Raw genomic sequence first — 23,619 nt, forward strand, 5'->3', positions numbered from 1 at the left:
CATGGCGGATAACCGATGCAAGGGCTGCCGCGACGATTATGTCGTCGACAGCAAACAGATTGAGCGTGTGCTGGCGTCCCCGATGTTCCGCTCGGACCGCTGCGTCTCCGACAGCGAGTATGAAACTCGCCTGCATGCCTGCATGTCATGCCCGAAGCTGCAAGGCGGCACCACATGCCTGGTATGCGGCTGTATCGTGCAGATCACGGCAAAGCTGAAGGAGAAGCGTTGTCCATATCCCGGAGAAGACCGATGGTCGGCTGAGGCCGTATCTTGACGCTTCCCGGTACACTAACCTGCTTCCCGTGTATTAAACACGGGAAGCAGGTTTTTTTAATGGAGGATTTCCTCGTCACAAGGGACCCGAGGTTTACAAATTCTGACGGCCGATGATATGATTTTAAGATACATATTGAGACTTAGGGCTTAGGAATGGAGGCTGCAATGAATAGAGGAATCTTCGCCTGTTACTGGACCGCTCATTCCGGCACTTCGCTGGCTGATGTGGTATATATCATGGTGATCACTACCTATATGTACCAGGAATCGGGCTCCGCGTTTATCGCGGCGCTGTTTCCGCTGCTCAATGCAGCAGCCAAATTCGTGGCGGGATTCACGGTGCCGCTTCTTATGGAAAGGTACCCGTTTGCCAAGCTTCTCACTAGGCTGCAGCTTGTAAAAGCGTTGCTCGTTACCGCGCTTGTGGTGTTTTTTCCATACATCGCTCCGCACGTTTATCTGCTGTGCATCTTGATCCTGCTGATCGCCTGCGCTCACGGCTGGGGGACTCCGCTCCTGCAGTCGATCGTGCCGCGAATCGTGCCGTCGGACCGGCTTGTAAAGGCGAACAGCTCCCTGTCGGTGACGGAGCAATCGCTGCAAATTGCGGGCTACACCTTCACAGGCTTCCTGGTGACCCAGATCGGGCATCAACCGACGTTAATCATTACGGCCATCCTGATCTGGGTATCGGTGATCAGCCTGCTGCTTGTCACACGGGTAATGCCAGGTGACGATTCGGGCCCGCGGCGTGCAAAGCCGAATCGTAAGGCGATTCTTGAGGGGTGGTCGTATTTATGGCGTATCCCGACGCTTCGTATCGTAACGCTTATGGATATGATTGAAGGCGTTGCCGGAACGATCTGGGTCGGTGCCATTACCTTGGTTTACGTGAAGGAAGTGCTGCATCAAGGAGAAGCATGGTGGGGCTTTATTAATGCAAGCTATTATGCGGGCGCGATTCTGGGCGGTCTGCTGACGGTTCTGTTCTCATCGTTTATCCAGAAGCATTTGATCGCTTGTATGGCTGCAGGCTCCGCCGTGTTCAGCCTGCTGACGCTGTGGTACGGGCTGAACAGCATTCCGATGGTTGCACTCGTGCTGTGTATCGGAATGGGACCGGCGTATCAGCTGAGGGACGTTGCACAGCAAACGGCTTTCCAGACGAGCATCGAGCCATCCATGCTGCCGAAGGTATACGCATCGCGCGGCATTCTGCTTTCAACGATTACGAGCATTTCAATCGCCGTCATCGGTCTGATTGCGGATACGCTCGGCATTCGGATGGTCTACATCATCGGTGCCGTTTGTATTGCGGTTTCAGCCGGGTTGTCTTTCGTCATCGTAAGTATGCAAAAGAAGCAGACCCAAGCGGTGGACTCAAGCGGGAGAACGGCTTAGCAAGAAGATTGAAGTTTATTTTGGCGCTGTGGAAATCCATTATCAAGAACAAGAAAGCTGCACCTGATATCCGGACAAACCGGGATATCGGTGCAGCTTTCTTAATGTTGATTTCCTATTATGAGGGGCACGATGGCCGGAGTATGCTTGGAATGCTGCCGCTGCCGATCTTCGGGCAATCGGCCGTTGGCTGCTCGGTTGTAACGCAGGCTTACACCTAGCGCTTCTTGGTAAATAATGAATCGACGGATAGCAGGCTGCTGCCGCTCAGCGCAAGATGGGCCGCCATGGAAAGAAGCGCAACGTCGAGCTCGTAGCCGTTCAGGAATCCCATCCCGAGCTTGGCCTGCACGATGGCAACAATCAGCACGATTCCTAGAACAACGGAAGCGATGCGGGTGGCGAAGCCCAGAATGAGAGCGGTTCCGCCGACGATTTCGATTATGGCGACAACCGAAGCCATGAATGCCGGAATGCCAAGGCTCTCGAAGAAGCCCTCGATATTGCTGATGCCACTCCCGAATTTATCCAGCCCATGGGCCAAGAAGATAATCCCTAGGACAACCCTTATGATCAAAGTGCCTGCAGAAGCATAGCTTTTCATTTTGAGTCGTTCACTCCTTTTTTTAGATGTTTTAACCGTGACTATGACGGCGTCAAACCCTAGTAATGTTATTAGCTAACTTTTCGTATAGGAATAACAATACGTTGTATCATACAGACTCATCTATTCATTGTCAAGTAACTAACTAAAAATCACTTAAAGGAGAAATGTTCAGCTTGAAGCGGCTCAAATCCGGAGTTTTTGGCTTGCTTGATTTGGAAGACACATCCTAATAACGAATAGCCGCTCTGCCCGGGAAGCGTCATGAAGGGACGGTACCGCGCTGCCGATCTCCCGGGTAATGCGGGGGCAGTGTCAATGTTAGGTACGGGGCTTATAATCGGTCGGCGATTGTCCGGTCCAGCGGCGAAACTGTCTCGAGAAATGGCTTGCTGAACGGAAACCGAGCTTGTCGGCGATGGCATAGACCGGCAGGTTAGTCGTTACCAGGAGTTCCTTAGCCAGGTTGAGCTTCTGCCTGCTGACATACTGCCTTGGGGACATGCCATAAATCTTGGTGAACTGCTTGCTGCACTGGCTGCGGCTTAGATTAAGCTCCCGAGCAACGCGGCTGACCGAAGCATCCCCGGATAATCCCGACAGCAGCTTCTCTTCGATGGCATGTGCTACATCGGCCGTCATCGCTGATGCTGGGCGAGGAGCCGCCGATGAAGGGGCTTGGGAAGGAAGCGCAGGACCCAGCACGGGGGAATTTAGAAGCATAAGCACCTCATGTATGATCAGCAGGGTGTAGGATTGCAGAAGCAGCCGCTCTTCGAACGAAAGCTCGTGCTGGAGCTGACCGGTCTGGTCGGAGATCCCTTCCTTGATGTTCAGACTCCGCGGGATAATTCCCTCCAGCTTTTTTACATATTCGCCGAGCTTGGTCCGTTCTCCCACGGATCTCGGAAAATGGCGGAACGGCGCAGCGGACAATCTGCTCCGAATGTCGGTATCGTCCAGATCAAAATGTACATTGAAATAACCGTACGGCCTGCTCGAACGGTTCGAAGATTGATGACGCACCCCCGATTTGATCAGCAGCCATTCGCCTTCCCGCAGCGTGAAGCGGTCCCGGTGGATTTCCTGTTCAACCTCGCCCTCCATGCAATAGAGAAGCTCGAACAGATGGTGATGATGTCTCGGATAGTGCCACCCCGGCGGTTGATGATCGAAATGGCAGCCTGTTACCTGCAAGGTATTGATCATATTGGGGAATCGGAATTTAATATCCATGGGAACCGGGACTCCTTTATCGAATGAATCAGCGTATCGTGTAATCTATCATATCATATGGATAGGCGGATCCATGCGAGAAAATGGCACAAATGGTATAGAAGATGCTCCATTTGGAGATTGAGTGAGCCGTTCTTTTCATAGATGATACGTATGTAGAATCATGTATCGGAAAACGGAGGGGATGTTTCCATGACACAATTGAAAGCGGTTAACCAGCAGTTTGTTCTTGGCGAGGAGGCGATTCAAATCTTATCGGGCGCGATTCATTACTTCCGTGTTGTGCCTGAATATTGGGAGGATCGGCTGCTGAAGCTGAAAGCATGCGGCTTGAATACGGTCGAGACTTATATACCATGGAATTGGCATGAGCCGGATGAAGGAAGGTTCAATTTCTCCGGCATGGCGGATATCGAAGCCTTCATCACGCTTGCGGGGAAGCTGGGGCTGCACGTTATCGTCAGACCGAGCCCCTACATCTGCGCAGAGTGGGAATTCGGCGGGCTGCCGGCATGGCTGCTGCAGGATCCGCATATGCAGCTTCGCTGCCTGGATCCGAAGTTCCTGAAGAAGGTCGATGCCTATTATGACGAGTTAATCCCGCGTCTGGTGCCGCTCTTGTCCACGAACGGCGGGCCGATCATTGCCGTCCAAATCGAGAATGAATACGGCAGCTATGGCAATGATACGGCATACTTGCAGTATCTTCAGGAGGCATTGATCGCAAGGGGCGTGGATGTGCTGCTGTTCACTTCGGACGGTCCAACTGACGGCATGCTGCAGGGAGGAACCGTTCCGGGTGTAACGGCCACCGTCAATTTCGGATCCAGGCCCTCCGAAGCGTTCGCCAAGCTGCGGGAGTACCGGTCCGAAGATCCGCTGATGTGCATGGAGTATTGGAACGGCTGGTTTGATCATTGGATGAAGCCGCACCATACGCGGGATTCGGAGGACGCAGCGTCCGTGTTTGCCGAAATGCTGGCCCTTGGCGCATCCGTTAATTTTTACATGTTCCATGGCGGGACGAATTTCGGATTTTACAATGGCGCGAATTATCATGACAAATACGAGCCGACCATTACAAGCTATGATTATGATGCGCCTCTATCGGAGTGCGGCGATGTTACAACGAAGTATGAGGCGGTCCGGCAGGTGATTGCAAAGCACCAAGGTGTGGAGCTCGGGGACTTGCCGGCGCTGCCTGATCCGGTGCGGAAGAAGGCATACGGGACGGTCAGCATGACTTCCTATGCCGATCTGCTCGAGAATTTGCCGGTATTGGCCTCCAGCGAGAAGCACCGAACACCGGTGCCGATGGAGCTGCTTGGTCAAAACTACGGTTTTATCGTATACTCCACAAAAATTTCCGGTCCGCGGCAAGGCGAATCCCTGCATCTGCAAGAAGTGCATGACCGAGCCCAGGTGTTTCTCGATGGCGTATACCAGGGGACCGTGGAACGCTGGAATAATGCGCCTATTCCTTTGGACATTCCAGCAGCAGGCGCCAAGCTGGACATCGTTGTGGAGAACATGGGACGCGTCAATTATGGTCCCCGCTTGAAGGATTACAAAGGGATTACCGAAGGCGTGCGGATGAATAACCAGTTTCTGTACGATTGGAGCATTTCCTGCCTGCCGATGGATCATCTGGAGGCAGTGCCATTCGGGCCGTTGCCGGCGCCTAATGCAGGGCGGAAGGACCGTCCGGCATTTTATAAGGGAGAATTCCATGTGGAAGATCGGATGGACACGTTCGTTCGACTGGACGGCTGGGTGAAGGGCGTCGTCTGGATCAACGGGTTCAATCTTGGGCGATACTGGGAGCAGGGACCTCAAGCGACGCTTTATCTGCCCGGTCCGCTGCTGAAGAAGGGAAGCAATGAAGTCATCGTATTCGAGCTGCATCACACGGATAAGGCAAGCATCGAACTGGTCGACAAGCCGGATTTGGGCTAATACGAGCGGAAATGGCAGCAGGAGCTTACGCGTAATGCCATGAAACGGTCAATCGAAAAAAAAGAGGATGTCCCCTGGTGGACGTCCTCTTTCTTGTGTGCGCCCGGCATGGGGCGATAACTCGGCGGTGAAAGCCTGTTTAAACCAGCTGCTTACGGTTCTTCAAGTATCGGTACAGCACAATGCCGAACAGCGAGCATATCAGGGCGCATAAGCCGATAAAACCGTAACCGGCCTGAAGACCCCGCAGCAGCCCCAGTTCGGTTCCGCTGCCGTACAATTGTTTGAAGCCGCTCGTGATGGCTCCGATGGCGTAGTTGCCGATTACGCTGCCGATGCCCATCATCGTGACCGTGAAGGTAATCGCCGTATCGCTCTCCTTCGGGTATCGCTTGGCAATCAGGGCCATAACCGTCGGATAAATCGGAGCGATGCCGATTCCTGCCGCTGCGAATAGAAAGGCATAGGATTCCCCGCCGAAAATGGCGATAAAGGTGCAGATGCCCGTGAATCCCGAGAGGATGATAATCGACAAGGTGAATCCGATCCGGTCCGTAATCGGCCCTAGCAGCAGGCGCGCCGCGGAGAAGCACAGGAAAAATGCGGATAGCATGCCGGCTGCCGCAGCCGGATCCCAGTTGTACGATTTTTCAAGAAAATTAACGAGCCAGCCGCCGACTGCCATTTCCGATACGACGCCGAAGGACAGGATGATGACGATCAGCCACAGCGCCCGATCCTTGATTAACTGCTTCAGAGGCGTCCGCTCGGATTCAGGATGATCGTCGCCCGGAAATTTGCTCATCAGCGCAGGGATCATCGGCAGTACGGAGAGCATCAGCATCGCCAAATACATGCCCCGCCAATCAATGGTGTAGCCGAGAACGGTGACGGTCATCAATCCCGAGGCGAGCATCGGAGCGACGGTAGAGCTGATGCCATAGAAAAAATGCGACAGGTTCATCATCGTTCCCGTATTCCGGACGAATATTCTTGCAGCCAGAATGGCGAGGCCAATCTCCAGCATCCCGTTCCCGATGTACATCAGGAAGTACGAAGCAGTGAACATCGGGTAGCTGTGGGACAGGAAGATGAAAATGCCTGAGACCGCCATCGAACCAAAGGCAAGCATGCTCACCCATTTGATGCCGATCTTGCGGGTCAGGATGGCCGTAAATGAGCAGGCGATCAAATAACCGAGCGCATTGAGCGACAGCAAGGTGCCGATCTGCATTTCATCCAGCCGAAAATCCAGCTGAATCCGGGGAATGGCCGGTCCTTTAATATTTTCCGAAATTCCAAAAATGATAAAGCCAAGGAAGATCGTTGCCAAATGGAGAATGTAGCTTTTTTTCTGCGGGTTGCTTACGGTTGTTTGCAGTTGAGTGTTCATTCGTAATCCCCTATCCTTTATGTTCATATGTTAGCTAAATAGCATGATTGGCGTCACCCCGACATCTTCCCAAGTAATAATCGTGCAGCTTTCTCTTTCATATTGAGTTGGGGTTCTGCGTCCAGCCCGTCCATTATACAACATTTGGACAAACATCCGGCCGAGCTTAAAAAGAAAGAACTCATAAAGTTTATAACGTCAATGCCGGATATACAACTGAAACAAGAAGAAATCAGGAACAATAGGCCATGTATCTGTTGACATCGGCTGGACTCCATGAGAAAATGTACGCGCGTACATAAAATTGCAGGAGGCATGGTGATTATCGCTAGTCGTAAGGAAGTCGCACAGCTTGCCGGTGTATCGGAAGCCACCGTATCCCGGGTATTAAACGGGGTTGGTCCGATCCGGGAGGAGACCCGGCAGCGGGTGATGGAAGCCGCAGAACGGCTCGGATATACCCCGAACGCGCTGGCCCAAAGCTTTGCGCGCCGCCGGAGCGGCAACCTCGGCGTTGTCATGCCGTATCTGCCGAAAGCACGGATCTTCTCCGCGTATTATTTCTCGGAAATTTTAAGCGGCATTGGCAGTAAAGCGCTGGAGGGCAAATATGATTTATTGATGCTGTTTCGCGAACCGGGCGGCACCATGGACTATTTGAATTTGTTCCGGACTCAGAAGGTCGACGCCTGCATCATCCTTGGAGCCAAGGACGAGGAGGGCGAACGAGCGGCTATCCGGCAGCTGAGCGAAGGAAGACACCCCTATTGCTTGATTAATCAGCACTTTGAAGGGGAGAGCTTTCACGTGATGGACGCCGATCATGTGGAGGGCAGCTACGAAGCCGTGAAACATCTTATTGAGCAGGGCTTTCGGAGGATCGCCTTTCTCAACGGCCCTCCGGAATATTCCAACAGCCGGGATCGTATGTCCGGGTACTGCCGGGCATTGGAAGAGGCGGGAATCGAGCTTGATGAATCGCTGCTGTTCGAAGGTAACTTCAGCCGGAAAAGCGGATTTGCAGCAGCGGAGAAGGTTGCTGCCCGTTTGAAGGGCATCGACGCCGTATTTGCGGCGAATGACCGGATGGCGATCGGGCTTCAGCAGGGCCTGCGCTCGATGGGTGTCCCGGAGGAGGAGATGCCAGCCTTCGTCGGCTATGATGATTCGGATGCCGCCGAGCTCGGAGCCCCGCCGTTAACGAGTGTAAGGGTTCCCTTCTATGAACTGGGCTGCTTGGCCGCTGAGCATGTTCTCGGCATGCTGGAGCAAACGCCGTCTTCCGCTGTGAGCCGTATCCCGCTTCACCGGAAACTGCCTACCCGTCTGGTTATCCGTGCTTCATCGTTGAAACGAAAGTAATGAATAACAAAGGAGGAATGAACAATGAATCAACTGCGAGTCGGAATGATTGGCTACAAATTTATGGGCAAGGCGCACAGCAACGCGTACCGGAGCCTTCCGATGTTTTTCCCGAATGCCCTGAAGCCGGAAATGAAGGCGATCTGCGGCCGCAATGCTTCGGCGGTTCAGGAGGCGGCGGATCAGCTTGGATGGAATGAAAGCATTACCGATTGGCGCGAGCTGATCCAGCGGGAGGACATCGATCTGATTGATATCAATGCTCCTAGCGATGCCCATAAAGAAATTGCGATTGCGGCTGCGAAGGCCGGCAAGCATATTTTCTGCGAAAAGCCCCTGGCGTTAACGCTCGCCGACGCAAGAGAAATGCTTCAGGCAGCCGAGGACGCAGGCGTCCGGCACATGGTCGGGTTCAACTACCGGTTCTCGCCGGCGGTCCGGCTTGCGAAGAAGCTGGTTGACAGCGGCAGACTCGGACAAATCTATCATTTCCGCGCATGGTTTCTGCAGGACTGGATCATGGATCCGCAGTTCCCGCTCGTATGGCGGCTGCAGAAGGAAGTGGCCGGCTCAGGCTCCCATGGCGATCTCGGCGCCCATCTGATCGACCTGGCTCATTATCTGGTCGGCGACATGCAGGAGGTTATTGGGATGAGCGAGACCTTCATCAAGGAGCGTCCGATTGCCAGCGAGATGACGGGGCTGAGCGCCAAAGGCAGCGGGGATGGGCCTAAAGGCAAGGTGACGGTGGACGACGCTACGTTGTTCCTGACCCGGTTTGAGAACGGCGCCCTTGGCAGCTTCGAGGCCACGCGTTTTGCTGCAGGCCATCGCAGTACGAACGCCTTCGAAATCAACGGAAGCCTGGGCAGCGTCAAATTCGATTTTGAACGGATGAACGAGCTGGAGGTTTATTTCACATCCGACGAGGAGGATGTACAGGGCTTCCGGCGGGTGCTTGCAACGGACCCTGTCCATGATTATATGGAGGCTTGGTGGCCGCCGGGGCATACGATCGGTTTCGAGCATACCTTCATCCATGAAGTCCTGGAGCTGTCCCAAGCGATTGCGGAAGGCAGACAGCCTGTCCCTAGCTTTGAGGACGGCGTGAAGTGCCAAGCTGTTCTGGAAGCCGTGGATAAGTCCATTGAAGAACGCCGGTGGGTGTCACTGTCGGAGATGTAAGCAAGACCATACAGAAGAATTCGGTGACTCGCGAAAGCGTGTGGTGTAATTGAGATTGCGATGTTAGAGGTATCATTGTGACGGCAGCCGGTGGAAGCGGATGCGCGAGAGCGTGAGAGCGTTAGCCGAACGAAGACTTTGAACCGGACGTTATCGAGCTTTTATTATACAGATCATATAAAGGAAGTGCGGAGTATGAAAAAGGCATTAATCGTATGGGGCGGATGGGATGGCCATGAGCCGGAGCAGGTGGCAGGCATCTTCGCCGGACTGCTGCGCGAGGCGAAGTTTGACGTTGAGGTTTCAGATACCTTGGATGCGTTCAACGACGGAGAGAAGCTGAAAGAATTGGATCTGATCGTCCCGGTATGGACGATGGGCGACATATCCAAGGAGCAGGTTGCGAATGTATCCGAAGCGGTGCAAGGAGGAACCGGCATCGCCGGATGCCACGGCGGAATGTGCGACTCGTTCCGTAACAATGTCGATTGGCAGTTTATGACCGGCGGCCAGTGGGTCGCGCACCCCGGCAACGACGGCGTTGAATATCTGGTAGAAATCAAGCAAAGCTCCAGCCCGCTGGTTGAAGGCATTCAGGACTTCACGGTGGTATCCGAACAATACTATCTGCATGTCGATCCGGCGGTTGAAGTGCTGGCGACGACCCGTTTTCCGGTCGTATCCGGACCGCATGTGCTGAACAAGGCTGTTGACATGCCGGTTGTCTGGACCAAGCGATGGGGATACGGTCGCGTGTACTACAACTCCTTGGGACATCATGCGGATATCGTGGATATGCCGCAGGTCAAGGAATTGATGCGCAGGGGCCTGCTATGGGCGGCTGAAGGCAAGACCTTGTACGGCGGCGGCGATCTCAAGCTGTTCAACGGCGAGCAAGGGTATACCGGGATGGGAGACAGCCAGTAGGCTGCACAAAAGGAGACGAAGTCATGAACAAGGTTAAAGCAGGGATCATTGGCTGCGGAAAAATCAGCGGCATCTATATGGAAAACTGTCAAAAATTCGATATTCTGGAGCTGAAGGCATGCTCGGATATTGACCGTTCCCGCGCAGAGGAGCAGGCTGCCCATTACGGCATCCCCCACGTATACACGACGGAAGAGCTGTTGGCCGACCCCGAAATCGAAATTGTCATCAATCTCACCATTCCGGCGCTGCATGCCAAGATAACGCTCGATGCGCTGCAAGCCGGGAAGCATGTATACGTGGAAAAGCCCTTGGCCGTCACCCGGGAGGAAGGGCTGGTCGTGCTGGAGACTGCGAGAGAGAAGGGGCTGCTGGTCGGCTGTGCCCCGGAGACCTTCCTCGGAGCGGGGATCCAGACGGCATTAAAGCTCGTCAGGGACGGCAAGATCGGCACGCCGATCGCGGCTACGGCATTTATGATGAGCCGGGGACACGAATTTTGGCATCCGGACCCTGAATTTTATTATGCCGCAGGCGGAGGACCGATGTTTGATATGGGACCATACTATTTGACGGCGCTTGTTCAGCTCCTCGGCCCGATTCGCAGCGTCAGCGGCATGACTGGCAAAGCGTTGACCGAGCGGACCATTACGAGCGAGAAGAAGTATGGGCAGAAGATTCAGGTGGACATTCCGACGCATGTGGCCGGACTGCTCCGGTTCGATAACGGCGCCATCGGGACGCTCATTACCAGCTTTGACGTGTTCGGCGGCAGCACGCTTCCGAATATCGAAATTTACGGCACCCAAGGAACAATGCTTGTACCGGACCCGAATACGTTCGGCGGTTCCGTGAAATACCGCTTGACCGGAGAAAGCGAATGGACCGAGGAGCCGCTTCTGCCGGGTTACGATCAGAACACGAGAGGCATCGGACCTGCGGACATGGCGTACGCTATCCGAAGCGGACGATCCCACCGCGCAAGCGGTGAATTGGCTTATCACGTGCTGGAAGCCATGTGGGCATTCCATGATTCCTCCGATTCGGGCAAGCAGTACGAGATGAAGAGCACTTGCGAGATGCCGGCGCCGCTTCCGCTCGATCTGCCGTTATACACGCTGGATCAATAGAAGCGAATTTTATAAGCGTACATTTAGTATTTTGAATCATGATGAATAGTGAATAAACAAGGGGCTCTGACGAAGGTCTTATGACACTTCGCGAGGGCCCTTTTTCGCGCTAAAGGAACTCAAGTGTTTCCAGGTTAAGCATGTTGTTCACGCTTAAGCAGGACTCTACGCTCCTATTCCTTGACGACAAGGCCGAAGATTCTGGTAAACAAAATAGCCTGTACGGGGGATATAATGCAGCCCTGAAGGTCCTCCAGCGTAACGCCTAAATTATGAAAATCCGTCCGGCTTAGATCGATACCGGCAAGCTTCGTGCCGGAGAACTGCGCCTTATCGATCTGGCATTCGGCAAATTCCACCTTCGAAAGCTCCGAATGATAAAAATCCGATTGGATCAGCGTCGTCGACTGAAAGGATACGCCCTTCATATTGGCAAACCGAAAGGTGGCATAATCGCCTGCGCACTGCTCGAACCGGACGTTTCGAATAGTGGCTGCCGCCAGATCGATGCCTACCAGCTTACAATGATGGAACTCTACGCGATGCAGGATGGCTTCGCTGAAATCGACGTTGGATAGATCGCATTGCCGAAATACGATATCGGTGAGTTCGGCGTGCCGAAGCGAAACCCGTTCGAAGGCCACGTTATCAAACGTCATTTGATCGAATAGCACTTTATGTGCCGTAATATCGGAGAGCGTCTCGTCTTTGCAGGAGAACTGCTGGAATGACGATTCGTCATCAATCCCTGCTTCGGATAGACGGATTGGCTCAAGCTGTTTCGGGAGCTTGGGCTTGATGATCTTTAAGGGTGGTGCTTCTGCATAGGACATGGTACTTCCTCCACATTAGGTATTAGGGGCCAAAGGTTCATGCAAAATCCATGACGACTTCTATGAAAGTCTCGATTCATGGAATCCGATGAAGTTAAAATTATTTTGGCAAATGCAGTATACCATGTCCTTCATTTCTTGTCCGGTCCAGGGTGTTGATCGCTGCATCAAGGATTCCGCCTTTTGAATCCGGAGACCAGGCCAGCAAACTCGCCCGGCCGGAGCCGGCAAGATCCAGAGCCAGCGGGATGATTTCCTTCCCCGGAAGCCATGGCCCAAACCGTCGAGCTTCCGGTCCGAATGTTGTTCCGCTGCTGTACACAATGTACCAATACCCCTGGACCCGATCCATGAGCAACAGGTCATCACACCCGTCCCCATCCACATCCGTAAGGCGAAACGACGTGATGCTGCCGAGCTGGGATGCATCCGTTCTATACCAAACTCCCTCATAGTTGAAGTGACCGCCTTGGTTAACCCAAACCTCGCAGATCTCCTTGGACGGATTCCACAGGACGAGATCGTCCTGCCCATCGCCGTTTACGTCGCCGATGCCTAGAACTAGACGTGGTTCGGGATCATATACGATCCGCTCAGGTAGAAGCAAAGGTTGTTTAAAACCGTGCAGGTCACCGAAGGCAAGAGCGACTTGGCCTGAAGCCCTGTTCCATAACAGCAAGTCATCCCGTCCATCCCCGTTAAAGTCGCCGGTGTATGCATCCCAATCCGCAAAATCCGGCGCATGAAGCCAGACCCCTGATGGATGCATGCTGCCTTCGGCTGTACCGAGTGCTATATGACACTGCCCGAGCTGAGGATACCATACCGCGATATCGTCGATTCCGTCACCGTTGTAATCCCCCACAACTTCCTTGCCGCCGATACGATCGGGCCAGCCAGCCAGAATGGGCCGCATGCTGCAGAGGCCATTATCGATTTTAATCAAGCTGTTGGCGTTTAGCGAAGCACGGTACCAAGTGTCGGAATCAAGCTTGCGGATAAGCAATGCCGCTTCTTGGCGGGCTTGTGAGCCGGGACGGCCTGCAATCGCATGGACCCGGTCGCCGTTACTCCAAGGAAGACTGCTCTCCCTGAAGTCCGGGATAAAGGGCATGAAGGAGGTTACAGAGACAAATGTACGGCCCGAGCGCTTGATGGCGCTAATGATTCTTTTTAACGGAGAGGACGGATCATATTGAGCGGTGCCATCGGCTTGAAGCTTTATATAAGGAAACTCTAAATAAGGATGGTAAAAGAATGACGCCAGCTCTGTCGGCGGAAGCTTCTCTTGCACCGCTTGCTGAATGCGCCGGACATCCCCCTCAATGTTGTCACCCGCTACATAGTACAGCGGCGTGGGCACGTAATAGGTTCCGTTACTCAAGCTATGTCCAGATGGGCTGAAAAGGGCTGCGGCATTTAGGCTTGGTGCATGAGGTGGAGTTTCGTACATCAGTCCACAGCAGCTTTCAAGAATTCGCCGCTGCGCCCGAGAAGCTGTATAATGCGGCGTTTCGAACCAGACGGCAGTAAGCCCGGCCTGCTCCATTAAGCTCCGAGCGAGCTTCAAACGCCGGTAAGCATAGGATCGGGTCAGTTCACGGCGTGAGCTGGCGGCCAACGGGGCATCGTCCGGAGGGCAGTCGTGCAAGCAGCCGTCATAGGCGAATTCGAACCCGTCCCCGGTGGTGGCATTCGCATATTGGTGGGTATATCCATGTACTCCGAATGATGCGCCAAAATGAACCATTTTATGAAGGAGACGGAGGAAACGGACGGATACGGGGTCGTCAGGATCGGTCAACGACCTGTCGATCCCTCGGGCCGGGTCGATATACCGAGGAATGACGGCAAGATGGAACGGTATGGATTGGGTGTGAAGCTCGTTTGCAATCACGAGCAGCTTGGCTTGCTTTTCTTCCGCTTCGTACCATCCGCCGGGGCTGATGTCCTCAAGCCGGACTAATGCTTTTGACATGAATAAAACTCCTTCGACATTAAAGTGAGTTCACCTTAAGTATATGTATGCGGCGCATGGGCGGGCGCTACGACTGTCCAGCGTAAATGAGAACGCTGTAGAAAATGAACGGAATAATCAGGGAAGATTAAAGAATACTAAGCATTGCCAATCTTGATATGGAGGTGCAAGCATGAATATACACCGTGCCCAGGAAATTGCCGCTTCGCCGGTTATGGCGAATGTGCTCCTCAACGGAACCCCGATCTATATCCAGCATGTGGACGAGGATCGTGAGACCGCCCGTGTGTTCCCACTTGACCAGCCGGAGAACGAGCAGGAGGTTCCACTGGATCTGTTGATCGAACAATAGCTGTAAAGCTTTACAACCCGAAGCGTTGCGCTTCCGTTTAAGACTGTAAATCATCAGGACAGTGTACTTGACGGAGGAGCAGCCTAGTTAAAAAAAACTAGCAACTACAAGATGGCGGTGCCCGGGATGAAAACCGTGCGCCGACATCTTTTTGTTATCGTCGAATGCTGACTGTAACGCAGATAGCAGTTGATATACGCAGGCAGCTATGGTTTACACGATATCTGTGATTCGATTTAAAAACTCGTAACTTTTATAGTTGCTATAACTCAAAATGTACCCATAACTCAAAAAACCGTATTTCCAATAGATTCTTGTAACTTAAGTAGTTTGTGACTGACTATAATCGCGTACATGAAAGCATCACTTCGTAAAATAAATTGGGGATTCCGTCAGATCTAAGAACTTTTGGGGGGGCCGGCAAAAGAGAATTGAGAGAAGTAACGGCCGATACCAATATCCGCAGTTCTTTTCCAAAACAGACTGGCGCTACTGATACCACACTGGGGGTTGGTCTTTACAAAGATGCAATAAGTTCGAATATTATTCGGTCACTTATCCAGTTTGACACCTCTTCTATCCCGCAAGGGGCAAATGTGTTGACTGCTGACTTAAATCTCTGGCTAGCATCAGTATCGAATGATACAGATATAAATGTGACTTTACACGCTATAACCAAACCATGGACAGAATACTCGGCCTCTTGGATGTTGATGCTACAAATCTTTGGACAAAACAGGGAGGAGACTACATTACTTCGCAGATGTCCACAACACCTGTTGGACCAATGACTTCACTATTTGCAAACTACAAATGGTCTTTATCTCCAAATTTAATTGAAAGCTGGGCTAAAGATCCTAGTTCAAATAAAGGTTTTTTGATCAAGAGCTCAGCAGAAACAACAAACAGCTATAAAAAGTTTATTTCTGGTGACGATACAACAAACGCAACTTACACGCCGTTGCTCAGTGTAACCTATTACTCGGCTAGTAGACTTGGATTAGAAGATTATTGGACATTTGATAGCCACTCTTTAGCTAATGGGAATAGCTATACAAATCTTGGTACCGGTAATAATGTGATTCAATTTACAGATTACTCACTTACCGGCAGAGGGAATGTATCTCTTGATTTCATCCGAACATATAACTCAAAATCTGTAGAGGCATCACCATTTGGTTATGGTTGGTCATACACCGGGTCTGAGACAATAATCGATGCCTATAAGACTGGTAAGGTATTGTTTACAGATAGTGATGGTACTACACATGAGTTTCAATATAATTCTGTTTCAAAAAATGCAAATAATGCGGTCGATAGCTATGTTTATAATGGTCTAAATCAATTAATTAAAGAAACCAACGCTCTTGGAAAAATATCAAAGTATACGTACGATAATAATGGAAATCTGATCCAGACAAAAACACCTAATGGTAACACTATTTCAACTTCCTATAACAAACTAAACCAGGTAAAATCGATTATTGCAGACGGGGTTCAATGGACATATATTTATGATCCAAATGGCAACCTGATTTCCATTAATAATGATCATCAATTTACTTATACGGATGACGATCAAGTTGAAAGTGAAACAGACCGTGGAAACATAAAAAATTATGAATATGATTCGACTAAATTCCCTGCAAGATCATATTTATAACTTGTTATAATTCCATCTGCTTCTGAAACTTGTTCCAAATGATTCAGCTTATCATATTGATATGACGTCGTACTTCCATTACTGTCCGTTCTACTTATGACATTACCAACGCTATCCGTAATTGTTGTGGTCGTATTGTTTGCAGCGTCTGTTATCATCTGAACATAGTTACCTTTTTCATCATAGCTATACAATACAACTGAATTGTCAGGATAGGTCACTTTCATCAGATTTCCGTAGTTATCATAGGCGTAAGATGTAACTTGTTGTTTGGCATCAGTTATGGTTTCAACATCGCCGTATGCTGTATAAGAATATGTTGTTACGTTATTTTTTGGATCCTTAGCCGTTAAAACATGATTAAACTGATTATACGTATAACTTGAAACGTTTCCTTCTTCATCAGTTTCAGAGAGCATATTTCCGTTTGCGTCAAATGTTCGTCTTACACTCTTTGTTTTCGGATCAATTATCTCGGTGAGATTATAATTGCTGTCAAAAGTGTATTGCGAATTATATCCTTGAGCATCCGTAATGGCTTTCGCCGCATAATTAGAGTCGAGCATGTAATTCGTCGTATTTCCGTTTGGATCTGTAACGGATGCTGTATGAGCAGTTAGATTATAGCTGTATGTTGTACCGGGTCTTGTTTCTAAATCTTGTCCCGATCCATCCGTAACTGGTTCTTGTATTTTTTCCAGCAGCTCTGCATTGTACGTGTACGTTGTTGTACGACTATTTGGATCAATAACAGTTTTTATATAATTGCTGCTATATTGAAACTGTGTGCGACTGTAAGTGCCATCACTGCTATATTGATCTACTGCAATCAGTTTCCCATTCTGATAGGTATAATCTGTTTTACGACCTTCCAAGACAGAATAATCCACTAAACCACTAGCATCATAATTAAAAGTGATTATACGTCCTGATGGATCTGTAATGCTCGTCAGGTTTCCATTCGAATCGTACTGATATGTGATTTTATTCTCATGAAGATCCATTTCATAACTAACTCTAGCTTTAATTATGCTGACATGTTCATCATTTGAAACTGTTTTAAAATGCAATTTATAACCATGTTTATCAGTCAAATCATAACCAATAGTGGCTCCGTAAGAGTTTTTTACTTTGGTTAAAGTTAGATATTTCCCTGCAGGTGAAACATAAGTTCCAAATAATCTGCTCGAGACATTAACTTTCACTGCTGGAACATCATTAAGCTCTAATCTCCAGTATGTCTATAATGAGTTGGATCAAGTTGTTAGCGTTAAGAAAAACAATCAAACCCTTGTGTCTTATGAATATAACGCAGTCGGTGCCTTAACAAAAACTATTCGCGGAAATGGCCTCTTTACGAGAGCTTTGTATGACACCGGGAATCGATTACAGTCATTCGGAAACTATACGGCTAGTGATCAACTAATTAGCCAGCAAAGCTTTACGTATGATGGCAATGGTAATATCTCTAGGATCCAAACAGGTAAAGGGGCCGTTTCTTACACCTACGATGAACGAGACCAACTGACTAAGGAAGTGCTGACTGATGGCACTGAAGTCACTTACGATTATGATAAAGTAGGAAATCGAATACAAAAGTCCGTTACAAAAGGGACTCAAACGAATACAACCAACTACTCGTATAACGAAGGGAATCATTTAGAATCTGTCGATGAACAGACATACAGTTATGACTTCAATGGCAATCTGGTTAATGACGGGCAACACAAGTACATCTATGATGTATTTGATCAACTAATTGAAGTCAAGCAAGCGGAGGAGCAATTCCTATTTAAAGCAAGCTACGATGAGCAAGGAAGACGGATTCAGACCCAGACTGCAGACGGGATAACCAACTATTTTTACGACGGCGATCACGTATTATACGAAACCGACGGTAACAATAATTTCACAGTTGAATATACTTGGGACAATGCAGGTAATCCGGTTGCAATGACGGTAGATGGCCAGACATATTATTACCATCTGAATGGCCATGGCGATGTCGTTAGCATGACAGATCATAACGGTTTGGTTGTTGCATCATATGAATATGATGCATGGGGTAACATTTTGGCGAAAGATGGAGTCTTAGCTGATAAGAATCCTTATCGTTATGCTGGGTATAGATAGGATGAGTCTACAGGATTATATTATTTAACTTCCAGATATTATAATGCCAGCCTCGGAAGATTTATTATAAAAGATAAATATTTTGGAATTAATTATGTTCCTTTAAGTTTAAATCAATTTACTTATTCAAATAACAATCCTGTAATGTATACTGATCCAAGTGGATCTTCTGTAAGTGGTGTATTTGGGACAGCTGGTGTTGCTGCGGCCGCAGACGGACCTTTACCAATTGGAAATATAGTAGCTGGTGGAATTCTACTTGGATATGGGATATATAAGGGATTCCAGTGGGCCACTAAACCCAGAGCATCTTTAAGTGATGGTATCCCAAAAAACTATTAAAAGATAAAGATCATGTAGATCTAGGCCAGTTTACTGAGCCTGCAAAAGGAAAGAAAAAGTATACAAACAAGAAAACGGGTTGGTCCATTGAAAAAGATACGGCCGGACAAGCAGGTAAAAAATGGAAATTGAAAGATGCGAAGGATAAACGACAAAGATCTCTAGATGGGAATGGGAAAATAATAAGCAAATAACTTATATAAGAAAGGCATGGTTGGTATAAACAAAACTTACCATGCCTGGATATAAAAAAGAATTAACTACGAGGAGGAACATATGTCTATTCAGAACTATTTAAATGAAAGGTTTCCTGGACTAAGCCTCCGTACAGGTATATTTAACTCTTGGTCGTACGGAATTCGTTTTGAATTAGGTGACCCAACAATGAATGATATTGATCATGACCTTTATATGAATCAAGTTTATTTACGAGCAGTGAGCGTTTTCAAGCATTTATTCCCGTTGAATGATGAGATTTATTTATGTGCATATGTACTCAATGAAGATAGCATAAAAATACAAAAAGTAAATTTTTTTAAAAAGTACGTTAAAACGAAAGAATTACTAAAAAAGTTGTCTTTCACTGATGATTATGATAGTGAATATGATCTGAAATATAAAACTTTTTGCTTAAAATGTAAGGTTTCTGATGTAAAATACCTCAATCTAATCAAAGCGATATGCAATAGGGATATGGGGATCAAACCCATCATAAAACATGATATATTTTTTGTTAATATCAATCGTGAAGTAATATTACAAATTTATGATGATAGAGGTTGTGATGTTATCTCCACAACAAAGCAAGGGTTACAAGGGGTTTACAAGGATTTTAATAACTGGATTTTGCAATATGATAGAATCGAAATTGATGAGAAGCTATCGTAAATGAATTTTCATGATGGCGAAAGCCACATTAACGTATTTTAAATGGGTTGCTACTTGTAGCGCGTTAGAAACTAATATCAACTAAACCGATAGATAGATAAAAAACGAAACATAGGCGGCAGTTCTTCTAGAATCAAGAGTATAAAAGAAGTCGCTATTCTGAACTTACCCCTATCAGTGTTGCTGTAGAGAAGATCAACGGTAGCGTCCTTGATTCTGGTAAGTTTGGTATTAACGGAACATTCTTTAACTCTACTACTGGGAATCTTCTTGGTGTAGCTGTCAACAATGGTGTGGCTGTAAAAAGCGGGGGAACTCAAACGGCCGATGCTCTGGTAGATTGGCGTATCACAGCCTACAAGACGGGGCGTAATGTATCACTTTAATCCTCGTGAAGGTGGACTGGCACTGGATAATAGAGTTGTCAAAAGTTTCACCGATTATCCTGGCGTTGGTACCAGTAATGCGAAAAGTGTAAAATGGGCTATTGGTGGTATTAGCCTACATCTTACTCAAAACTACTCGAGTACTCAGTATTATAATGCCATTAATGCTTCTCCAGAGTTCGCCGCCAACATCGGTTCGAGTAGTCAGACTGGACGAACGGCAATCGCGTTTGCTGCACTAAACGGTCGTTCGACCATTATCCTTCTAACGATGAAAGATGCAACTCTGTGGGATGTACGTGAATTTTTACGCTCATACGGAGCTACAACAGGGGTTGCGCTCGATGGTGGTGGTTCTTCACAAATCAGATACCGTGTAGATTCCAGTACCGTGGGACAGTGGGAACCTAAACCAGACCCTAACCGATCCGTATATTCCATGGTCACCGTAAACCCAACAACTTGGCTCACAGGTAAAGGATTTTAATCCAAGTGATCATTAAAATTGAAAAGCAAGCTTTAGGGCATACGCCTTAAAGCTTGCTTTTTTTGGTTGCAGCTTAATGCTTCAGTCGCTGATCCAATTGATTTTCCATCCTTCATTCGTCTCGGTGAAGCAGAACATTTGTTTGTCTTCAACAATATTAGAGTCGCCACGCGGGACTTTTTGCTTTTTACTTACTTCAACAACTTTATCATTTGCTCCCACGTCCAGATCACTAACATCCGGATTGAAATCAAGGTTAGTTATTTCGATAACCTCTTTGCCTAGATCATCATGATTCTCCATAGACTTAGGGTCTACATATAACTCGCCATATGCTGTTACATTATTTTCAGCAAAAATGGTTAAGTAGCGATTTAACACTTGAACAATTTCCTGCTCCTCACCCATATAGTCTTCTTCATTCAGATAAGTCGTTGTATTTGTCACGTCATTTTGAGCATCGTCTTTTATGGATGGATTTGTATTTTTATTGGAACTACAACCAACAACGATTAGGGCGACTGCTATTAAATATAATAAAGACTTTTTTCATGATGAACCTCCAATCATAAAAAGTATACCTTGCCTACTTTGTAGTTTCCACATCCTCCCCTTATTAATATGACGTTTTTAGGCATCTAAAGGGTTACATACCATCAAAAAGCAGCCACGAATCGTGGCTGCTTTTTGAGCGAAGGAGCTTTCCCGGATTTGAGCACTTGAAGGAGCTCATCCAATAAAATAACTTCTATTCTCCGTTCTTCTCCTATACAGATTGAATTGCTTGTGCAAGCCGTGACAACGATTGATCTAAGCAATCCAACTTCTCACCAATAGTCTGCAAAACATAACGTATCAAAATAAAGCAAAGTGTAACCGGAAAACCGACATTTGTGACCAGCGAAATGATATCTGTAGCTTGCATATCCACTTCGGAACAGATGTTCTTATTCCGGTTGTAAAATATGTCCAAAAAACTCCTATATTAATAGAAGCAGAACAAGAGGGAGGGGGATTTATGGACAGCCAATCAATAATGATTGAGCGTTTCCGCAAGGAGGTATATCGGATAGGATGGCAATTGCAATATCGAAACAGAAGAATACGTCAACATGAATTTTCTTTGTTCGATAACGTCTCTGTACAACATCATACTTCCGATACAATCGATAACCGAATTTTTGTGCAGGATCTTCTTTTAACACTGCCCGAAAAAGGGAGAAACATTATTCATAGACTTTACATCGAAGAATTAACAGAAGCCGAGGTGGCGGCGCAGTTACATATAAGTCAGCAGGCGGTGAGTAAATGGAAGAAAAAAATGATTCAACAATTATCATAGACCATGAATTTTTGATGCTATTTCAAGCAGCTAAACAAAAAGACTCAGAGGCAATGCTACGAATCATTGAGTTATTTCAGGGGGATATCGAGAATATCAGCAGGACGATCCGTATACCAAGAGAGGATGCGTTGTCGCATATTATTACGGAGTTGTTGGAATACATTCTATCCGAAAATCACTTAGTAGCATCAGCGTTTGATCATTTGGGAACGGATATGTATTCTCTGTAATCTGACTAAATACATTTTCATACATCGTTACTTTGGTCATCTTCATCTCTTTTTCTTTGTTTTTATATCAAATACAAAACTATTTTTCTATAAATTTAAACAGATATATCTTTAGGTACTTTGAACTTGTAAAAAATTGTCGAATCTGATACTAATTTACCTTTTATATATGAAAACATTTACATTATCCCATTGGGAGTAATAAGATAAATTGGCAACTACATAATAGGAGGACATAATTATGAAGAACAGCAAGATTATGGTCACAGCAGCACTAGCAGGCTTATTATCTGTCGGAGGCTTTGCGAATTACGGGCATGCAGAGTCTATGGAACCTGATTCGTCTAATTCAACACAAGTTATTGAACCAGCTGCAATTAAACCAGGTACATGGGCCAGTGCTGGTTTCAAAATAATTAAATATGCTTCTAATACTTGGCTATTTCATCGTGAAGCCACTAAATCGGTTACCGCTGAAGCAATAACTTTAAGCACTGGAGATATAGGCTTTAACAATAACGGGGGATCTGGATATGGTGCATCGACAAAATTCCAAGTCTACGTCAACGAAATTGGACAATTAATAGATGCTTGGCCAGAAACAAACATTTTGAACTACCTAGAAAAACTGTCAATTATAATTACTGACGAACAAAAAGGAACAGATGTTGTTAGCAAAACAGCAACACATCAGCAGCACATCATGTACACAGCCAATCATCACGGTTATTACACTGTTCGGTGGGTCGATGAAGATAAAATGAAGTGGGATCTTTGGTTAAATGTATGGGATAAAGCGTATGGAGGAATCGGAACTTCAAGTGCTACACAGATTCATACACTAGAAAATGCAGCAGGAGACCAGATTAAGGCCAAAAAAATTAACGGTTCTTATTACTTCATCCCTTCGACTGATCATAAGAGCAGTCAAAAGTTTGATGAAAATAAGTCCCTAAGTATGATAGACATTCAAAATCAGTTATATGATAATGTACTACAGAAAGATGTCAATCAGTTTAAAAACTATAATGTTGGGGACAAACTCACTCTGGATGACTCGATTCAATCCATCGAATATGACACCCAAACCAACAGCACGATAATTGGATTCAAAGGTAAAGATGATACTTTGGTAAGATGGGCGTTCAATGGTGATTTGACAAAGGAATACGCAGAAGGTGACGTTCTCAAACTAAAACTAACTGTTGTAACAGAGGCTTCAGAGTTTGAATCTTTAGATTTCATTCAAGAGGCAACATCTAACACTAGAGCTCCAGAGATTACAGACTACTTAGTAAAATAAGGTGTGGTGTGCAGCATGAAATTATTTGCCAAAGTGCTTATCTTTATTCCTCTTTTTTTAATTTTGTATATTGCTGGTAAGTACTTTATTTCTGATCTCTTTAATTTTGGCAATCGACTTTATCAAAACTTGTTCGATGTCATTTATATTGTTCTCTCTATTCTTGTATCACTAATATTCTCGAATATAATAGTTGATAAACTTAA

The 23,619-nt window shown here is 47.5% G+C and carries 24 protein-coding genes and 1 pseudogene; 18 read left to right on the top strand and 7 right to left on the bottom strand.

The features are described from left to right. The first annotated feature begins 1 nt into the window (after position 1). From MKX76_RS04485 to MKX76_RS04495, 3 genes are all read left to right on the top strand, one after another. Positions 2-277: a DUF6171 family protein gene (locus MKX76_RS04485; protein ID WP_007128531.1), complete on the top strand. Its 276-nt coding sequence runs from the start codon at positions 2-4 to the stop codon at positions 275-277. 167 nt (positions 278-444) lie between these two features. After that, positions 445-1,680 (top strand): MFS transporter, encoded by a 1,236-nt coding sequence (locus tag MKX76_RS04490; protein ID WP_341033078.1) that lies wholly within the window; start codon positions 445-447, stop codon positions 1,678-1,680. Positions 1,681-1,700: 20 nt separating this feature from the next. Further along, entirely contained in the window at positions 1,701-1,901 is a 201-nt protein-coding gene (locus MKX76_RS04495; RefSeq protein WP_341033079.1) for a hypothetical protein, read from the top strand. On the opposite strand, the gene MKX76_RS04500 is transcribed toward MKX76_RS04495, so the two are convergent. Both MKX76_RS04500 and MKX76_RS04505 read right to left on the bottom strand, forming a co-directional pair. Further along, positions 1,898-2,284, bottom strand: coding sequence for a DoxX family protein (locus tag MKX76_RS04500; protein ID WP_341033080.1), 387 nt, complete (start codon positions 2,282-2,284; stop codon positions 1,898-1,900). The two genes, MKX76_RS04495 and MKX76_RS04500, sit on opposite strands and share 4 nt — an antisense overlap. A 321-nt stretch (positions 2,285-2,605) precedes the next feature. Next, entirely contained in the window at positions 2,606-3,520 is a 915-nt protein-coding gene (locus MKX76_RS04505; RefSeq protein ID WP_144878758.1) for an AraC family transcriptional regulator, read from the bottom strand. A 192-nt stretch (positions 3,521-3,712) separates the two neighbouring features. On the opposite strand from MKX76_RS04505, the gene MKX76_RS04510 reads away from it, so the two are divergent. Next, the gene (locus MKX76_RS04510; RefSeq protein WP_341033081.1) at positions 3,713-5,476 is read left to right on the top strand and encodes a glycoside hydrolase family 35 protein; all 1,764 of its coding nucleotides are present in this window, start codon (positions 3,713-3,715) and stop codon (positions 5,474-5,476) included. 139 nt (positions 5,477-5,615) lie between these two features. On the opposite strand, the gene MKX76_RS04515 is transcribed toward MKX76_RS04510, so the two are convergent. Then, positions 5,616-6,869 carry an MFS transporter gene (locus MKX76_RS04515; protein ID WP_028407261.1) on the bottom strand — a complete coding sequence of 418 codons (1,254 nt, stop codon included), beginning with the start codon at positions 6,867-6,869 and terminating at the stop codon, positions 5,616-5,618. A gap of 315 nt (positions 6,870-7,184) precedes the next feature. Between MKX76_RS04515 and MKX76_RS04520 the strand changes: the two genes are divergently transcribed. From MKX76_RS04520 to MKX76_RS04535, 4 genes are all read left to right on the top strand, one after another. Then, positions 7,185-8,231: a LacI family DNA-binding transcriptional regulator gene (locus MKX76_RS04520; RefSeq protein ID WP_040738151.1), complete on the top strand. Its 1,047-nt coding sequence runs from the start codon at positions 7,185-7,187 to the stop codon at positions 8,229-8,231. A gap of 24 nt (positions 8,232-8,255) precedes the next feature. Continuing rightward, a complete protein-coding gene (locus MKX76_RS04525) occupies positions 8,256-9,416 on the top strand; it encodes a Gfo/Idh/MocA family protein (protein WP_007128524.1) in 1,161 nt (386 codons plus the stop codon). Between the two features lie 195 nt (positions 9,417-9,611). Then, complete coding sequence (locus MKX76_RS04530) at positions 9,612-10,343, top strand: ThuA domain-containing protein (RefSeq protein ID WP_007128523.1); 732 nt, start codon at positions 9,612-9,614, stop codon at positions 10,341-10,343. Positions 10,344-10,366: 23 nt separating this feature from the next. Continuing rightward, on the top strand, positions 10,367-11,473 hold the full coding sequence (locus tag MKX76_RS04535; RefSeq protein ID WP_341033082.1) for a Gfo/Idh/MocA family protein: 1,107 nt from the start codon (positions 10,367-10,369) through the stop codon (positions 11,471-11,473). A gap of 173 nt (positions 11,474-11,646) precedes the next feature. Here the strand turns inward: MKX76_RS04535 and MKX76_RS04540 are convergent, their stop codons facing one another. Together MKX76_RS04540 and MKX76_RS04545 are read right to left on the bottom strand one after the other, a co-directional pair. Further along, positions 11,647-12,306, bottom strand: coding sequence for a pentapeptide repeat-containing protein (locus MKX76_RS04540; RefSeq protein WP_341033083.1), 660 nt, complete (start codon positions 12,304-12,306; stop codon positions 11,647-11,649). Between the two features lie 100 nt (positions 12,307-12,406). Then, a complete protein-coding gene (locus MKX76_RS04545; protein ID WP_341033084.1) occupies positions 12,407-14,284 on the bottom strand; it encodes a DUF2334 domain-containing protein in 1,878 nt (625 codons plus the stop codon). A 172-nt stretch (positions 14,285-14,456) separates the two neighbouring features. Here MKX76_RS04545 and MKX76_RS04550 point away from each other — a divergent pair, with 172 nt between their 5' ends. The 3 genes from MKX76_RS04550 to MKX76_RS04555 all read left to right on the top strand — a co-directional run bounded on the left by MKX76_RS04550 (position 14,457) and on the right by MKX76_RS04555 (position 16,299). Beyond that, positions 14,457-14,636: a small acid-soluble spore protein H gene (locus tag MKX76_RS04550; RefSeq protein ID WP_007128519.1), complete on the top strand. Its 180-nt coding sequence runs from the start codon at positions 14,457-14,459 to the stop codon at positions 14,634-14,636. Positions 14,637-15,067: 431 nt separating this feature from the next. Beyond that, a complete protein-coding gene (locus MKX76_RS29730) occupies positions 15,068-15,427 on the top strand; it encodes a DNRLRE domain-containing protein (protein WP_445669834.1) in 360 nt (119 codons plus the stop codon). After that, positions 15,340-16,299: a DUF6531 domain-containing protein gene (locus tag MKX76_RS04555; protein ID WP_341033086.1), complete on the top strand. Its 960-nt coding sequence runs from the start codon at positions 15,340-15,342 to the stop codon at positions 16,297-16,299. The genes MKX76_RS29730 and MKX76_RS04555 overlap by 88 nt, the downstream gene beginning before the upstream one ends. On the opposite strand, the gene MKX76_RS04560 is transcribed toward MKX76_RS04555, so the two are convergent. Continuing rightward, positions 16,254-17,504, bottom strand: coding sequence for a hypothetical protein (locus tag MKX76_RS04560; RefSeq protein WP_341033088.1), 1,251 nt, complete (start codon positions 17,502-17,504; stop codon positions 16,254-16,256). The genes MKX76_RS04555 and MKX76_RS04560 overlap by 46 nt on opposite strands. A gap of 46 nt (positions 17,505-17,550) precedes the next feature. On the opposite strand from MKX76_RS04560, the gene MKX76_RS04565 reads away from it, so the two are divergent. From MKX76_RS04565 to MKX76_RS04575, 4 genes and pseudogenes are all read left to right on the top strand, one after another. Continuing rightward, on the top strand, positions 17,551-18,432 hold the full coding sequence (locus tag MKX76_RS04565; RefSeq protein WP_341033090.1) for a hypothetical protein: 882 nt from the start codon (positions 17,551-17,553) through the stop codon (positions 18,430-18,432). Positions 18,433-18,444: 12 nt separating this feature from the next. Further along, positions 18,445-18,774, top strand: a pseudogene (locus tag MKX76_RS29735) (RHS repeat-associated core domain-containing protein); the annotation flags it as partial. A gap of 276 nt (positions 18,775-19,050) precedes the next feature. Then, positions 19,051-19,662: a DUF3885 domain-containing protein gene (locus MKX76_RS04570; RefSeq protein WP_341033091.1), complete on the top strand. Its 612-nt coding sequence runs from the start codon at positions 19,051-19,053 to the stop codon at positions 19,660-19,662. A gap of 372 nt (positions 19,663-20,034) precedes the next feature. Continuing rightward, on the top strand, positions 20,035-20,535 hold the full coding sequence (locus MKX76_RS04575) for a phosphodiester glycosidase family protein (protein WP_341033092.1): 501 nt from the start codon (positions 20,035-20,037) through the stop codon (positions 20,533-20,535). 81 nt (positions 20,536-20,616) lie between these two features. Here the strand turns inward: MKX76_RS04575 and MKX76_RS04580 are convergent, their stop codons facing one another. Continuing rightward, positions 20,617-20,982 carry a hypothetical protein gene (locus MKX76_RS04580; protein WP_341033094.1) on the bottom strand — a complete coding sequence of 122 codons (366 nt, stop codon included), beginning with the start codon at positions 20,980-20,982 and terminating at the stop codon, positions 20,617-20,619. Positions 20,983-21,553: 571 nt separating this feature from the next. Here MKX76_RS04580 and MKX76_RS04585 point away from each other — a divergent pair. The 3 genes from MKX76_RS04585 (at position 21,554) to MKX76_RS04595 (ending at position 23,413) form a co-directional block, all read left to right on the top strand. Beyond that, positions 21,554-21,877: a sigma factor-like helix-turn-helix DNA-binding protein gene (locus tag MKX76_RS04585; protein WP_341033095.1), complete on the top strand. Its 324-nt coding sequence runs from the start codon at positions 21,554-21,556 to the stop codon at positions 21,875-21,877. Then, positions 21,844-22,110, top strand: coding sequence for a helix-turn-helix domain-containing protein (locus tag MKX76_RS04590; RefSeq protein ID WP_341033096.1), 267 nt, complete (start codon positions 21,844-21,846; stop codon positions 22,108-22,110). Before MKX76_RS04585 ends, MKX76_RS04590 begins: the two co-directional genes overlap by 34 nt. Before the next feature lie 241 nt (positions 22,111-22,351). Continuing rightward, positions 22,352-23,413 carry a hypothetical protein gene (locus MKX76_RS04595; RefSeq protein ID WP_341033097.1) on the top strand — a complete coding sequence of 354 codons (1,062 nt, stop codon included), beginning with the start codon at positions 22,352-22,354 and terminating at the stop codon, positions 23,411-23,413. Positions 23,414-23,619 lie beyond the last annotated feature (206 nt).

Source organism: Paenibacillus sp. FSL R5-0810 (genome assembly GCF_038002285.1).
In the GTDB taxonomy this organism is placed as follows: domain Bacteria; phylum Bacillota; class Bacilli; order Paenibacillales; family Paenibacillaceae; genus Paenibacillus_AQ; species Paenibacillus_AQ lactis.